Here is a 13,923-nt window from a genome sequence, read left to right as displayed (position 1 = left end):
TGACCTCCGTGCCCAATCGGTCACAGCAGCCGCAGCACATATTCCAGCGTGTAAAGTGCCAAACCAGCAAGCCCGCCGATCAGCGAGCCGTTGAAGCGGATGTATTGCAGGTCCTTGCCGACATTGACCTCGATCAACGAGATCAACTGCTCCATGTCCCAGCTCTTCATCTGGTCGGCGATGAAGGTCGAGACACCGCTCTTCTGTTCGGCAACGACCGAGCGCAGGATCGCGACCAGGCCCTGGTTGATTTCAGCGCGCAGCTCGGCATCGCCGTCGAGCGCGTCGCCGGCCTCGACGAACATCCGCGCCAGCTGATGCTGCAGCACCTGCGACTCGCCCGAGGCGCTGCGCTCAATGAAATCCTTGACGTTGGCCCAGATCGTGCGCCCGAGATTGGCGAGTTCCGGCCGCGCCATCAGATCGCGCTTGAGACCGTCGATGCGATCGGCGAATGCCTTGTCGCTACCGAGCCGGTCGACGAAGGACAGCAGCATGCGGTCGAACTCGCCGCGGAACGGATGCTGCGGATCGTTGCGCACCTCTTCGAAGAATTTCGTGGCCGAGGCGATGATCCGGTTCACCACGAACTTGTCGGCGCGATAGAGCCTCAAGAGCGTCGGCATCTCCGCGCGGACCTTGTCGCGGATCACGGCCATGGTCTCCTGTTGCGTCAGCGTCTGGTGCAGCACGCGCAGCAGGTCGTCGAGCAGGCCGCCATGCTTGCCCTCCTGCACGAAGCCGCGCAGCGCGCCGGCCGCAAGCGGCGCAAGGTCGATCGAGAGCACCTGGGTCGTGACGCGGCGGCTGATGAATTGCATCAGGCCCGAGCTCTCGGTCGCCGCAAACGCTTCGGGCAGCATCCGCAGCACGAAGCGGGCGAGATCCTCCGAACGTTTGCGGTCGCGCAGCCAATCGGCGATGAAGCTGCCGAAATCGATCTCGCGCAGCTTGGCCTCGACCGGGCCGGATTCCAGAAAGTTGTTCTCGATGAATTCGCCGAGCTTCTCGGCGATGCGTTCCTGGTTGCTCTGGATGATCGCAGTGTGCGGGATCGGCAGCCCCAGCGGCCGCTTGAACAGGGCGACGACGGCATACCAGTCGGCGAGCCCGCCGATGGTCGCGGCCTCGGCAAATGCCGCGATGAAGCCGAAGGCGGGATGCACCCGCAGCAGCGCCTTTGATGCGACGAAGATGACGAGGGTTGCCGCCAGCACGCCGGTCGCCAGCCATTTCACGCGCCGCAGTTCGGCGGCGCGTTCGGCATCGACGGGCGTTGCGATGAGGGCGGCGGGAAGGGTCATGACGGCTTTCGAAGGTCGATTGGATCAACCATAGCGCGATGCCCCCACCGCCGTCATTCCGGGGCGTGCGAAGCACGAACCCGGAATCTCGAGATTCCGGATCGCCGCTGCGCGTCGTCCGGAATGACGGTGGATACCACGAACTATGCCGGGCAAAAAAGAAGGCCCGCAAAATGGCGGGCCTTCGAAAAGGGCAGCGGTCAGTGCAAGCGCGATCAGGCGGTCTTGCTGTAGACCTTCGAGAAGTTGTCCTGCGCGGTCTTCGCACCGTCGGTGACGAGCTTGCCGAGATACTCGGTGGTCGCCTTCGCCCGCGAGACGAACAGTTCGCCACGCGCACGGACCATGTCCGACTGGATCTGGGCAGCTTCGCTCAGCGACTTGGCGGAAGCGAGCTTGTCGATGCCCGCGAAGAACGCCTCGGCGTCCTGGTAGAGCGCCTGCTGGATGTTGCGGCTGATCTTGGCGGCTTCGGTCACCGAACCGGCAACGGCGGTCTCGATCACGTTGGTCACCTTCTCGGAGCCGGCATACGCGTCGGCGGCGCGGGTCTTGGCGGCCTCGGCCTGCTTCTTCACGAACTCACGGGCGGCTTCCGGAACTTCCATGTTCTGGAGCTTGGTGAACGCCTCGGTGACGGGCGCGAAGGCTTCCTTGACGCTGTTCAGCACGGAATTGGTTTCGGTGGTCATTGGGGTCTCTCCATCCTCAGGTTTGAGCTATGGGCTCACCCCGTCCGGTTTGGCCCGGGGCAAGGCTGTTGTGTCACAATCCATGGTGCGCCGCAACATCAATGTTGCAGCGCGATATCACGAGCGTGTGAACAGGATGAATATCCGGCAGATTGCCTAACGAACCGGCGGATACCGGTTTCTAATTACCGCCAACCGCCTCGGAGACGCCGTAGGCCTCCATCTGCGCCCGGACTTGCGCCACATTATGCCCGAGCACGACGATATCGTGGGCCTTGCCCTCGACGTCGCGGACATGGTCGCGCAGCAGGGCCTCCGCCTTGAAGCCGAGGCTTTCGAACAGCGCGATCGCCGCCCGCTGATCGACTGTCATCTGCACCGAGAACTTCTCCAGCCCGGCGCCAAGGGCAATAGCGAACGTCTCCTGCGACAGCGCCCGGCCGACCCCCTGCCCGCGCACGTCGAGCGACACCACCATCCGGATCTCGCCGACATGCGGCGACCAGGAATGTGGATCGCGCACCAGGGTGCCGCAGCCGACCACCTTGCCGTCCTTGATCGCAAGCAGGCTCGTGATGTCGCCGCGCTCGATCTCGTTGATCCAGGCCGACAACACCTTCGGCTGGCTGATGTTGCGCGGCAGGAACAGCAGATCATGCGTCGGCAGTTTCTGCGCGAAGGCTAGCACCGCGGCCTCGTCGGCCCGCTTCATCAGGCGAAACTCGATGTCGCCGGCCTCGGTCTTGACGTGGCGCGGATAGGAACGTTGTTCGGTCATGTCGATCTCTTGCTCAACCAGGTGTCCAGTTTCGGCCACAGCCGCTTGATTGCATTGGCGCCGGCGACCAGCGAGACGTGACCGCCTTTCAGCATCACCTCCTCCTTGTCCTCGGAGCCGATCTTGGTGATCAGGTGCTTTGCCGCGTCATACGGCACGATGTGGTCGTGCTCGGCGACCGCGTGCAGGATCGGCACCTTGATGTCGGCGAGGTTCGCCGCGCGGCCGCCGACCGTCATGGTGTCGTTGTAGAGCTTGTTGTCCCACATCAGGTCCTTGGTGATGGCGCGGAAGTATTCGCCGGCCAGCGGCAGCGTGTCGGTCGCCCAGCGGTCGAACATCCGGTACGACTTGACGAACTCGTCGTTCCAGATGTTGTCCCAGAGCTGGATCTGGCCGACGACGCGCGCGGCCGGCCGCAGCATGTCGAACGATTGCAGGATCAGTTCGGGCGGCATGTTGCCGGTGCTGTCGATCAGGCGGTCGACGTCGAAATAGCGGCGATCGGCGAAATTCGAGAACAGCTTCATCTCGCGGAAATCGATCGGCGTGGTGAAGCAGATCAAATTCTTCATCGGCCCGTCGCTGAAGATCGAGCCATAGAGCAGCGACAGTACGCCGCCGAAGCAATAGCCGATCACCGAGACGTCCTTCTCGCCGGAATCCTGCTGCACCCGGCGGACCGATTCCGGGATGAAATCGAGGACGTAATCCTCCATCCGCAGCGATTTTTCCTCCGGCTTCGGCGCGGTCCAGTCCAGCATGTAGACGTCGAAGCCGCGCTTCAGCAGGAACTCGATCAAGCTCTGCCCCGGCACCAGGTCGAGGATGTAGCCGCGATTGGTGGTCGCCATCACGATCAGGACCGGCACGCGATAGACTTCGTCGGACTGCGTCCGGTAGTGATAGAGGTTCATGGTGCCGCGCGAATACAGAACGTCCTTCGGCGTCGAGCCGAGCTCGGGGCCGGAGCTCGAGAAATACTCGACGCCCTTGATGCTGCGCTGGATCGCGCGCTGCACCTCGGACTGGACCCGCTCGGAAATCGAGGCGAAATCTAACCCGGTGGGAGCATTCATTTGCTGTCTCCCTCCGATGGCGGGCGCCTGGTGCGCGGCGGCCGCGGCGTTGCGCCATGGCCATCATCCGGTGCCAGCGAATTGTGATGCACCTGCTGCAGCAGCGTCTTGATCTCGTTGAGCTGGGTCTCCATCGACTGCAAACGCTCGGCCATGCCGACGAGCTGGGCCCGGCTCGGCAGGTTCATCGCCAGCAGATATTTCTCCATCAGCTCGCCGAGCTGCTTCTGCGCACCCGCCGCAGCGCTGCCGGCCTGATTCATCACCTTCGAGAATTCAGGCGAGGTCATCAACTGACTGCCGAAGGAGTTGAACCCCTTCTCCATCTCGCCAATCATCGTCTGCCAGATCACGGCAGGGTCGTTGCCCTTGTCGGCCATGCGGCGCTCCTCCACACCAATTCCGAGCGCTTGCTGCGCTTCCGTTTGTTTGTGCCATACGACACTGTTGCCGCTGATCGGTCAACTGCGCGGCGCGCCCGGCGACATCGGCGCTCTTCTGCGCTGCGTCAATCCGTGGCAGCATGGAGGTTCCTGACCGCGAATCCAGGAGAGGACGCCCGTGACCACGCTCGCCCATCAGCCACCGCAGCTCGCCCGCGCCAATGGCATCGACATCTGCTACGAGGTTTTTGGCGATGCGAACGCCGAGCCGCTGCTCCTGATCATGGGCCTCGGCGCCCAGATGATCCATTGGGACGACGAGTTCTGCCGCCAGCTCGCGGCGCGCGGGTTTCGCGTGATCCGGTTCGACAACAGGGATATCGGCAAATCCTCCCGGATGAGCGGCGGCAAGCGGCTGACCGCGCTCGAGCTGCTCAAGCTGCGCTTCCTGAAGATCCCGGTCGCAGCGCCCTACCGGCTGGCCGACATGGCGCGCGACACCATCGGCTTGATGGACACGCTCGGCATCCGCACCGCGCATCTGGTCGGCGCCTCGATGGGCGGCATGATCGCGCAGGAGGTTGCGATCACCTTCCCCGAGCGCGTGCGATCGCTGACCTCGATCATGTCGACCACCGGCAATCCGAAGGTGCCGGGGCCGACCCGCGAGGCGACCGCGGTGCTGATGGCGCCGCCGCCGAAGAGCAAGGAGGAGTACTTCGTGCGCTTCGGCCAGACCTGGAAGGTGCTGCGCAACGGGTCGTTCCCCGAGGACGAGGCGCTCGACCCCGAGCGCGCGCGGCGCACCTTTGAGCGCGGTCTCAATCCGGAGGGCGTCGGCCGCCAGCTGCGCGCCATCCTCGCCTCCGGCAGCCGCAAGGAGCGGCTGCGCAGCGTCAAGGCACCGACGCTGGTGATCCACGGCACGGTCGATCCGCTGGTGCATCCGGAAGGCGGCAAGGACACCGCAGTCTCGATCCCCGGTGCAAAGCTCCTGATGGTCGAGGGCATGGGGCACGCATTGCCGATCCCGATGTGGCCGCAGATCATCGACGCGATCGACAAGCATGCGCATGGGGCGGCAGTGAAGGCGGCGTAAGGCAGGTATCTTCCGGTGACCATGTGAGCCAGGAGTGCGTTCTTCCGGGCACGACATGGAGGCTGTAGAGAGCGCTATCCACCGCGCGGGTCGCGCGCCATCAGCCTCGGAGTCCCCAGATGAAGACCATCCTCCGGCCGCGGACAGCGGTCGCCGCTCTCCTCCTCGCGCTTGCGTCTTCCGCCGCGATGGCCGCCACCAGCGACGCGCAGCAGGAAGCCAACCGCAAGGCGGTGCTGGCCTTCTACGAGAAGGGGCTGAACCAGAAGGATGCCGACGCGGCGCTCGCCTATGTCGGCAACCGCTATGTGCAGCACAATCCCGGCGCGGCCGATGGCCCCGAAGGCTTCCGCAAGTTCATCGGCTTCCTGCGCGAGAAGTTTCCGAACTCGCATAGCGAGATCAAGCGCTCCTTCGTCGATGGCGACTACGTGATCCTGCACGTCCACGCCGTGCGCGAGCCCGGCACCCGCGGCAATGCGATCGTCGACATCTTCAAGCTCGAGGATGGCAAGATCGTCGAGCATTGGGACGTGGTGCAGCCGGTGCCGGAAAATCCGGCGAACAGCAACACGATGTTCTGAGGCTCCAAGAGCACAGGCGCTAGCGAGACAAAAGTCCGACGTCGCCCTGGCGAAATCCAAAGACGACGCGTCGCCGTCAATCCCGTCATCCTTGTAAGTCTCGAATCGCCGGATCGGATAGAATGTCCGGTGCGGTAGCGGACGGGAGACCGCTTCATCCAAGGGCTTTGAAGCCCGTGCCTCAGCGCGGCGCCCCGTCCGTTGTTCCATTGAACCCGAACAGTCGCGAGGGCCGCCTGGCGAGCCCGGTTGCGCAAGGAGGGGTGCAGATGGACGCGATCTACGTTGGCATTGATGTGTCGAAGGACCGGCTGGACGTGCATGTGCGTCCGAGCGGGGAAGTCTTTGCCGTGGCGCGTGACGGCAAAGGCTTGGAAGAGCTCGTTGCGCGCTTGCAGGTGATCTCGCCGGCGCTGATTGCGGTGGAGGCAACCGGCGGCTTCGAGACCATCGTCGCTGCTGCGCTGGCGGGCGCCCAGCTGCCGCTGGTGGTGGTCAATCCGGCCCAGATCCGGCACTTCGCGCAGGCGGTTGGTCAGCGTGCCAAGACGGACCCGATCGATGCGGCAGTCATCGCGCGGTTTGTCGAGGCCGTAAAGCCGGAGCCACGTGCCATGCCGGATCAGGAAGCTCGGCTGCTGGCTGAACTGGTCAGTCGCCGACGGCAGATCATCGAGATGATCGTTGCCGAGCGTCAGCGCGAGGCGGGCCGAGAACGTCCGCGTCCGCAAGAGCCTTGCCCGCCATATCAAGGTCCTCGAGAAGGAGCTGCCGGAGATCGACAACGACATCGACACGCTGGTGCGCGGCTCGCCAGTCTGGCGCGCCAAGGAGGAACTGCTGGTCAGCTTTCCTGGCGTGAGCAACACCCTCGCGCGGACCTTCCTTGCCGAGGTGCCGGAGCTCGGCGCACTCAATCGGCGCCAGATCGCGAGCCTCGCCGGTCTTGCCCCGTTCACCCGCCAGTCGGGCCGCTGGAAGGGCAAGAGCATGATCGGCGGCGGAAGAGCCAAGCTGCGCGCCGGGCTCTACATGGCCGCTCTGTCGGCCAGCCGGTACCATCCGCAGCTCAAGGTCTTCTATCGGCGCCTGGTGACCGCTGGAAAGCCCAAGATGGTCGCCCTCATCGCCGTTGCGCGCAAAGTTCTCACCACCCTCAACGCCATGCTCAGGGACCAAAAACCATGGCAACCCGCTTGACGAAGAACACAGTCGCTGAGGAGCGCGAAGCGCGTCTCGAAGGATCGACGGCCCGGCTGGTGGCCGTCGACCCTTCGAGACGCGCGCAAGGGCGCGCTCCTCAGGGTGACGGTGTGAGGACGTGGGATCGCGGAGCCGGACCTACCGGCTGCGGCCGAGCCAGCGCTGTGTCGGGAATAGTTGCATCTGCCAGCGCCGCGCCGCGGCACCCCACACGCCCCTTGGCATGAACAGCATGATCAGGATGGCGAGCGTGCCGAGCACGACCAGATACAGGCTGCCATACTGGGCGAGATACGTAACGAGCCCCCACAGCAGGAGCACACCGACCATCGGGCCTTCGATGGTGCGCACCCCGCCGATCACGACGATGAAGATCACATAGGCGGTCCAGTCGGTGACGCTGAAGGCGGCGTCAGGCGAGATGCGCGCCTTCTGCAGATAGACCACCGCGCCGACCATGCCGGTAGCGAAGGCGACCGCGATCCAAAGAACATGGCGAATCCTAGCGGTCCGCACGCCAACGCTACGCGCCGCGGCCGCGTTGTCGCGGCTTGCCGCCAGCGCGAGGCCGTGGCGCGAACGGATGAAGGCGTAGATGCCGAGCGTGACCAGCACGGCGAGCAGCAGCGCCAGCCAGTAGACCAGCACGTCGCGCGCGGCCGCCGGACGCAATCCGAGCAGTGCCTGCACCGCCTTGAGCCCGAACATCTGCGACAATTCGCCCGGCGAGATCGACATCCCGGTGCCGCCGCCGAGCGACTTGAACTGGGCGCAGATCAGCCGCAGCGCTTCGGCCGCGACCCAGCTGCCGATGGCGAAATACGGCCCTTCCAGCCGGAACAGCAGCGGCCCGAGCACCGCCGCGATCAGTGCGGCGAACAGGCCGGCGAGCGGGATCGCCGCAACGGGATCGAGCCCGGCCATCACGATGCCGGCGAACAGCGCATAGGCGCCGAGCCCGACAAACGCCTGCTGCCCGACCGACACCAGCCCGCCCCAGCCGGCCAGCACGTTCCAGAGCTGCGCCAGCGTCAGCATGGTGAGGACGAAGATCAGATCCTGGATCAAATTGCGCGAAGCGATCGCCGGCAGCGCCGCAAGCACCACGACCAGCACGATGCCGGCGACGGCCGCACCGCGCGACAAGCGCGTGCCGACGCGAACTTGCCACACCGGCGCGCCCGCCGCGCGCTGCTCCCGGCTTGTCGGGATATCGATGCTCTCGACGCTCATGTCCGCCTCGCCGGAAACAGACCGCGCGGCCGCACCATCAGCACCGCAAGGAAGGCGAGATGGCCGGCCAGGATCTGCCACTCCGGATTGATCCGCCCGCCGATCGCCTGGGCGAGCCCGAGCACGATGCCGCCCGCCAGCGTCCCCCACAGGCTGCCGAGGCCGCCGATGATCACGGCCTCGAACGCATAGAGCAGCCGCGCCGGGCCGATCGACGGATCGAAGCTGGCGCGGATGCCGAACACGACAGCGGCGATCACCGACACCGCGAGCGAGAGCCCGACTGCAATCGCATAGACATTGCGCTCGTTGACGCCCATCAACTGCGCAATCGCGGGATTGTCGGCGGTTGCGCGGAAGGCGCGGCCGAGCGAGGTGCGATAGAAGATGAGCTGCAACAGCGCGACGGCGGCGATCGCCGTCACCAGTGCCGTCAGCGGCGCGAGGCCAACGCTCAGGCCGGGGACCAGCGTCACCGACGAGGATTCGAAGGCGCCTGCCTGCAGCCGGCGGCTGTCCGCGCCGTAGCCGAGCAGCAGTCCGTTCTGGATCACGATCGACAGGCCGAAGGTGACGAGCAGCGGCGGCAGGATGTCGTCGCCGAGCACCCGCTCCAGCACCAGCCGCTGCAACACGAAGCCGAGCACGAACATCGTTACGACCACCAGCAGGGCTGCGGCCGCAAGCGGCAAGCCGAGCGCCGTGGTCGCGCTCAGCACCAGATAGGCCGCAAGCAGGATCAGGTCGCCATGGGCCAGATTGACCAGGCGCATGATGCCGAAGATCAGCGACAGGCCGAGCGCGAACAGCGCATAGACGCCGCCGAGCAGCACACCTTCGATGATGGTATCGAACCCGCTCATGGCTCCCTCATGCTCCGAAATAGGCTGCGCGGATCGTGTTCTGATCCACATCCTTGGGCCGTCCGCCCAGCGTCACCCGACCCTCCTGCAAACAGTAGAACCGATCGGCGGCGCGCAGTGCGCGGGCGATGTCCTGCTCGACCAGCACGACCGCGGTGCCGCCCGAGCGAATCTGCGGCAGCATGCGGTAGATGTCCTCCACCACGATCGGCGCGAGGCCGAGGCTGATCTCGTCGCACAGCAGGACCTGTGGGTTCGACATCAGCGCGCGGCCGATCGCGACCATCTGTTGCTGACCGCCCGACAGCGCCGTGACGGCACCGCGCCGCCGCTCCTTCAGCACCGGGAACATCCGGTAGACCGCCGCGAGATCCCACGGAGTTGTTCGTTCGCCGCCATAGGCGCCGATCAGCAGGTTCTCCTCGACGCTCAGAGAAGGAAACAGCTGGCGGCCTTCGGGGACCAGCGCAAGGCCGAGCCGCACGATGCTGGCGGCGGATGCATCACCGATTGTCCGCCCGCCGAGGCGAATCGCATCGGAACGGTTCTTCACGAGCCCGGCTAGCGACTTCAGCATGGTCGACTTGCCGGCGCCGTTGGCGCCGATCACCGCGACCGCCTCGCCCTCCGCCAGTTCGAAATCGATGCCGAACAGCGCCTGGAAGTCGCCATAGAACGCATCGAGCGCGGTGACATTGAGCAGCGCGGTCATGCCGGCACTCCCATGTAGATGGTCTCGACCTCACGCGAGCGCATCACCTCTGATGGCACGCCTTGCGCGACGATCTTGCCGAAGTTCAGCACCACCAGCCGCTGCACCACCGCGAGCAGCGCATGCACCACATGCTCGATCCAGATGATGCCGACACCTTCGGCATGGATGGTGCGGATGGTCTCGACCAGTTCATGACATTCGGCATCGGTGAGACCGCCTGCGATCTCGTCGAGCAGCAGCGTGCGCGGCCTGGTGGCGAGCGCCCGCGCCAGCTCGAGCCGCTTGCGATCGAGCAGCGGCAGGCTTCCCGCCAGTCGATTGGCCTTGGCCTCGAGGCCGGTCAGATCAAGCATGCGGCCGCAATGCTGGATCGCATCGGCCTCCGAGAGGCCGCCGCCGAATTGGGCGGCGACCGCAAGGTTCTCGAACACCGAGAGGTGATCGAACGGTTGCGGGATCTGGAACGAGCGTCCGATGCCGGCGCGGCAGCGTGCCTCGGGCGAGAGAGCCGTGATGTCGACGCCATCGAGGACGATGCGGCCGGCATCCGGCCGCAGCAGTCCGGTGATCAGGTTGAACAGCGTCGATTTGCCGGCGCCGTTCGGCCCGATCACGCCCAGCGCCTCGCCGGAGGACAGCGTCAGATCGATCGCGTCGGCAACGACGATGGCGCCGAACCTCTTCGAGACGGCATGGAGTTCGAGCATGGTCGCTCACCGCATCCATTTGCTTCGAGGAGATGCGCGGGTGGCCCGCGCATCTCCGATGAACAATTCGTCCGGAACGCGCTTGCTAGCTCAGCGCCTGCATGTCGCCGCCGAGCGGGATCTGCGGCGCCAGCTTGTTGTCCGTGATCACCATGCTGTACTTGTCGCCGTTGAGCCGCCATTGGCCGCCGACCAGCGGCGTCTTGGCGATGTTCTTCGCCGCGAACGGCGGCACCGCGCTGGAGCCGAACGCGACCTGGCCCACGATGGTGTCGAGCTTGGTGGCGCCGATCGCTTTCGCCAGCGCCGCGCCATCGGCCGGATCGCCGGAGCGCTTGATCGCATCGATCGCGACCTCGAACAGCGAATGCACGAAGCCGATCGGCTGGGTCCATTGCTTGCCGGAGGCCTGCTCATATCCCTTGGCGAGATCGGCTGCGCTGACGCCGCTGAGACTCGATTTGTAGGGATGCGTCGGGGTCCACCACACCTCGGTCGAGATGTTGTTGCCGCCCTTGCCGAGCGCCTGCACCGATGCCGGGAACAGCAACGCCTTGGCGACCGAGACGACTTTCGGCTTCAGCCCCTTCTGCCGCGCCTGATTCCAGAACGTGGTGAAATCGGGCGGAATGATCACGCCGGTGATGATCTCGGCGTCGGCCCCTCGAAATGCAGCGATCTGCGAGCTGAAATCATCGGTGAGATTCTGGAAGCGGCCGGGATCGGTCAGCTTGAAGCCCTGCTTGGCCATGACCGGCGGGAAGCCGATCGTGGTGTCGCCCCATGCGTTGCCGTCGGCATCGTTCGGAAACAGCGCGCCGACCGATTTGTTGGTCGCGACCTGGCTCCACATGCTGGTGAAGACGCCGATCACGTCCTCTAGCCCCCAGAAATAGTGGAAGGTGTAGTCGAATGGCTTCCAGCTCTTCGGATCGCCCGGATTGGCCTGGCGGCCGATGAAATTGGTCTGCCACGGTGCGACGGTGGAGATGCACGGCACCTGCTCGAGTTCGCACTGCGTCGCCACGGGGTTGTTGGTCTCAGGCGTGGCGCCGACCACGATCAGGCTGACATTGTCGCGGGTGATCAGTTCCTTGGCGACTTCAGCGGCGCGGTTCGGATTCGACTGGCTGTCCTTGGTCACCACCTCGACCGGATAGGTCTGCGATCCGACCTTGACGCCATCCTTGATGAATTTTCGGAATTCGCCGAGCACGAAATCGTCGGCTTCGGCGAAGGCAGCCAATGGTCCGCTCTTGGGCGAGACATAGCCGATCCTGATCGGCTTGTTGGCCGCGCGCACGGCCGGCGCGAGCAACGTCGTCGTGCCTGCGGCAGCGAAACCGCCGGCGATGCCCTGCAGCACACGGCGGCGATCGCAAGACATGACGTTCAAATGGTCCTTGGTCATTTCCCCTCCCTTGAGGCAAGCCGGTTTCAAGCCGGCTGCCGTTCAGTCCATTTTTAGAAACTGCCGGCGTCGCGCCGCATCACCCGGCGGCGACGGACTTCGTCTGCGCCTTCGCGCTGCGGCCGAGGATCTGGCCGAACACGTCGAGCAGCACATCGGAGGCGTCAGCCGCCGCCTCCCTGGCGCGCCAGGCGACGTACATGTCGGGACGCACCAGCACGCAGCCGTCCTCGTCGACCTCGCTCTGGCGATACCAGTCGGCATAGATGTCGAGCGCATCGCAGCCTTGCGGGCCGATGGTGACGACGTCGACCGGCAAGCCGTAGGCCTTCTCGACCGCGGCGGCAGCCGCCTTCCAGCCGTCGCCGCCGATTCCGGTGAGCAGCGTGAAACGGCCCTTGCCGGTGAGATCGAGCGTCGACTTTCGCTCGCCCTGATGCTCGACCCAGACATGCGGCAAATGCGCACCGGGCCAGGTGGTGGCCTGATAATAGAGCTCGTGGTCGCGGGTGAACGCCGGCATCGGCGTGCCGTCGGACACCACGGCGGTCGAGCCGTAGCGCTGGTTCATCTCGACGCCGTGACAGTTGAACTCGTAGCTCTTGTTGGCGATGGCCTCATAGAGCTTCTTGCGGCGCGCCTTGCCCTCGGCGGTCGGCGCCTTGCGCGCGGCGATCGCCTTGCGTGCTTCGGCCGGATCGGTCGAGGCGACGAGGCCCACCGCCTCGAAGATCGGCGGGAAGTCGCCGATGCTCTCGTTGGCGCGGGTCACGATCTGCTTGCCGACCGGCTGGCGCTCGGCCGAATAGGTTTCGAGCAGCGACGGTGCCGCCTGACCTTCGAGCACCAGCTTCAGCTTCCAGCACAGATTGAAGGAATCCTGGATCGAGGTGTTGGAGCCGAGGCCGTTGGTCGGCGGATGGCGGTGCACGGCGTCGCCGACGCAGAACACGCGGCCCGACGCGTAGTGGCCGGCATACATCTCGTTCACTGTCCAGGTCGAGGTGGAGCGCACCTTGACCTCGAGCGTCTCGTCGCCGACCAGATTGCGGACGATCGAGATCGCCTCGTCATCAGAGAGCTTGCGCTCGCCCTGCTCGATGTCGTAGCCCCAGATGATCAGCCATTCGCTCCACGGCCGCACCATTCGGATCAGGCCGGCACCGATGCCGCCGATCTCGGCTCCGGGCTGCAGCACCCAGTACAGCACGCTCGGCCGGTGCGCGACGTACTTGCTCAAATCCGCCTGCACGATGATGTTCATGCTGCCGGCGCGGCCCATCTGGCCCTCCATCGGCAGCCCGATCACTTCGGCAACCCGGCTGCGGCCACCGTCGGCGCCGATCAGGTATTTGGCGCGGATCTGAGTGGTCTCACCGGACAGGCGATCCTTCACCGTCGCGGTGACGCCGTCGGCATCCTGCACCAGGTCGACGAACTCGGTGTTGAAGCACAGCGAGGTGCCGCGCTGGCCGGCGGCCTCGATCAGGATCGGCTCGAGGAAATTCTGCGGCAGATCGCAGATGCGCGCGGGACTGGCGAGATCGTAATCCGCCTTGCGCGAGGGATGATTGCCCCAGGAATACAGCCGGCCGAACTCCTCGCCGGCGAGGCTCTCGCAGAACACGTTGTTGGCCATCAGATGCTGCGGCACGGCCTGCGCCACGGCCTTCTCCTCGAGGCCGAGATCGCGCAGCACCTCCATCGCGCGCTGGTTGGTGATATGGGCGCGCGGCGTATCGGCCAGCCAGCTATATTTGGTCACCAGGATGTGCTTGACGCCGTACATGCCGAGCAGCGCCGCCGCCGTCGCGCCGGCCGGGCCACTGCCGACGACAAGGACGTCGGTCTCAATCGGTTTGCTGGTCATGG

The 13,923-nt window shown here is 65.3% G+C and carries 13 protein-coding genes and 1 pseudogene; 3 read left to right on the top strand and 11 right to left on the bottom strand.

Annotated features, from left to right (window positions below):
* Positions 1 to 20: 20 nt before the first annotated feature.
* From ACE103_RS13345 to ACE103_RS13325, 5 genes are all read right to left on the bottom strand, one after another.
* A complete protein-coding gene (locus ACE103_RS13345) occupies positions 21 to 1,304 on the bottom strand; it encodes a DUF445 domain-containing protein (protein ID WP_375779794.1) in 1,284 nt (427 codons plus the stop codon).
* Positions 1,305 to 1,519: 215 nt separating this feature from the next.
* On the bottom strand, positions 1,520 to 1,996 hold the full coding sequence (locus ACE103_RS13340; RefSeq protein WP_223970684.1) for a phasin: 477 nt from the start codon (positions 1,994 to 1,996) through the stop codon (positions 1,520 to 1,522).
* A 181-nt stretch (positions 1,997 to 2,177) separates the two neighbouring features.
* On the bottom strand, positions 2,178 to 2,774 hold the full coding sequence (locus ACE103_RS13335) for a GNAT family N-acetyltransferase (protein ID WP_375779793.1): 597 nt from the start codon (positions 2,772 to 2,774) through the stop codon (positions 2,178 to 2,180).
* On the bottom strand, positions 2,771 to 3,853 hold the full coding sequence (locus ACE103_RS13330) for a PHA/PHB synthase family protein (RefSeq protein WP_375779792.1): 1,083 nt from the start codon (positions 3,851 to 3,853) through the stop codon (positions 2,771 to 2,773). Before ACE103_RS13330 ends, ACE103_RS13335 begins: the two co-directional genes overlap by 4 nt.
* On the bottom strand, positions 3,850 to 4,233 hold the full coding sequence (locus ACE103_RS13325; RefSeq protein WP_223970681.1) for a hypothetical protein: 384 nt from the start codon (positions 4,231 to 4,233) through the stop codon (positions 3,850 to 3,852). The genes ACE103_RS13330 and ACE103_RS13325 overlap by 4 nt, the downstream gene beginning before the upstream one ends.
* Positions 4,234 to 4,414: 181 nt before the next feature.
* On the opposite strand from ACE103_RS13325, the gene ACE103_RS13320 reads away from it, so the two are divergent.
* From ACE103_RS13320 to ACE103_RS13310, 3 genes and pseudogenes are all read left to right on the top strand, one after another.
* Entirely contained in the window at positions 4,415 to 5,335 is a 921-nt protein-coding gene (locus tag ACE103_RS13320) for an alpha/beta fold hydrolase (protein WP_375779791.1), read from the top strand.
* Between the two features lie 188 nt (positions 5,336 to 5,523).
* Positions 5,524 to 5,919 (top strand): nuclear transport factor 2 family protein, encoded by a 396-nt coding sequence (locus tag ACE103_RS13315; RefSeq protein WP_223970779.1) that lies wholly within the window; start codon positions 5,524 to 5,526, stop codon positions 5,917 to 5,919.
* 269 nt (positions 5,920 to 6,188) lie between these two features.
* Positions 6,189 to 7,119: pseudogene (locus ACE103_RS13310) on the top strand (IS110 family transposase).
* A gap of 141 nt (positions 7,120 to 7,260) precedes the next feature.
* Here the strand turns inward: ACE103_RS13310 and ACE103_RS13305 are convergent.
* The 6 genes from ACE103_RS13305 to ACE103_RS13280 all read right to left on the bottom strand — a co-directional run bounded on the left by ACE103_RS13305 (position 7,261) and on the right by ACE103_RS13280 (position 13,921).
* Positions 7,261 to 8,355, bottom strand: a complete 1,095-nt coding sequence (locus ACE103_RS13305; protein ID WP_375779790.1) for a branched-chain amino acid ABC transporter permease — start codon at positions 8,353 to 8,355, stop codon at positions 7,261 to 7,263.
* The gene (locus ACE103_RS13300; RefSeq protein WP_375779789.1) at positions 8,352 to 9,218 is read right to left on the bottom strand and encodes a branched-chain amino acid ABC transporter permease; all 867 of its coding nucleotides are present in this window, start codon (positions 9,216 to 9,218) and stop codon (positions 8,352 to 8,354) included. The genes ACE103_RS13305 and ACE103_RS13300 overlap by 4 nt, the downstream gene beginning before the upstream one ends.
* A gap of 7 nt (positions 9,219 to 9,225) precedes the next feature.
* Positions 9,226 to 9,930, bottom strand: coding sequence for an ABC transporter ATP-binding protein (locus tag ACE103_RS13295; RefSeq protein ID WP_375779788.1), 705 nt, complete (start codon positions 9,928 to 9,930; stop codon positions 9,226 to 9,228).
* Entirely contained in the window at positions 9,927 to 10,640 is a 714-nt protein-coding gene (locus ACE103_RS13290; protein ID WP_375779787.1) for an ABC transporter ATP-binding protein, read from the bottom strand. Before ACE103_RS13290 ends, ACE103_RS13295 begins: the two co-directional genes overlap by 4 nt.
* 85 nt (positions 10,641 to 10,725) lie before the next feature.
* Positions 10,726 to 12,051 carry an ABC transporter substrate-binding protein gene (locus tag ACE103_RS13285; RefSeq protein ID WP_375779786.1) on the bottom strand — a complete coding sequence of 442 codons (1,326 nt, stop codon included), beginning with the start codon at positions 12,049 to 12,051 and terminating at the stop codon, positions 10,726 to 10,728.
* Between the two features lie 79 nt (positions 12,052 to 12,130).
* Positions 12,131 to 13,921: an FAD-dependent oxidoreductase gene (locus tag ACE103_RS13280; RefSeq protein ID WP_375779785.1), complete on the bottom strand. Its 1,791-nt coding sequence runs from the start codon at positions 13,919 to 13,921 to the stop codon at positions 12,131 to 12,133.
* Between the last annotated feature and the right edge of the window lie 2 nt (positions 13,922 to 13,923).

It is taken from the genome of Bradyrhizobium sp. ma5, from assembly GCF_042258955.1.
Lineage (GTDB): Bacteria > Pseudomonadota > Alphaproteobacteria > Rhizobiales > Xanthobacteraceae > Bradyrhizobium.
This window is presented reverse-complemented; position numbering and strand designations above follow the sequence as displayed.

What these genes read in the sequence shown, in the direction of transcription:
- ACE103_RS13300 (WP_375779789.1), bottom strand. Translation starts at nt 9,218, where the DNA reads ATGAGCGGGTTCGATACCATCATCGAAGGTGTGCTGCTCGGCGGCGTC.
- ACE103_RS13295 (WP_375779788.1), bottom strand. Translation starts at nt 9,930, where the DNA reads ATGACCGCGCTGCTCAATGTCACCGCGCTCGATGCGTTCTATGGCGAC.
- ACE103_RS13345 (WP_375779794.1), bottom strand. Translation starts at nt 1,304, where the DNA reads ATGACCCTTCCCGCCGCCCTCATCGCAACGCCCGTCGATGCCGAACGC.
- ACE103_RS13285 (WP_375779786.1), bottom strand. Translation starts at nt 12,051, where the DNA reads ATGACCAAGGACCATTTGAACGTCATGTCTTGCGATCGCCGCCGTGTG.
- ACE103_RS13330 (WP_375779792.1), bottom strand. Translation starts at nt 3,853, where the DNA reads ATGAATGCTCCCACCGGGTTAGATTTCGCCTCGATTTCCGAGCGGGTC.
- ACE103_RS13290 (WP_375779787.1), bottom strand. Translation starts at nt 10,640, where the DNA reads ATGCTCGAACTCCATGCCGTCTCGAAGAGGTTCGGCGCCATCGTCGTT.
- ACE103_RS13340 (WP_223970684.1), bottom strand. Translation starts at nt 1,996, where the DNA reads ATGACCACCGAAACCAATTCCGTGCTGAACAGCGTCAAGGAAGCCTTC.
- ACE103_RS13280 (WP_375779785.1), bottom strand. Translation starts at nt 13,921, where the DNA reads ATGACCAGCAAACCGATTGAGACCGACGTCCTTGTCGTCGGCAGTGGC.
- ACE103_RS13335 (WP_375779793.1), bottom strand. Translation starts at nt 2,774, where the DNA reads ATGACCGAACAACGTTCCTATCCGCGCCACGTCAAGACCGAGGCCGGC.
- ACE103_RS13315 (WP_223970779.1), top strand. Translation starts at nt 5,524, where the DNA reads ATGGCCGCCACCAGCGACGCGCAGCAGGAAGCCAACCGCAAGGCGGTG.
- ACE103_RS13325 (WP_223970681.1), bottom strand. Translation starts at nt 4,233, where the DNA reads ATGGCCGACAAGGGCAACGACCCTGCCGTGATCTGGCAGACGATGATT.
- ACE103_RS13305 (WP_375779790.1), bottom strand. Translation starts at nt 8,355, where the DNA reads ATGAGCGTCGAGAGCATCGATATCCCGACAAGCCGGGAGCAGCGCGCG.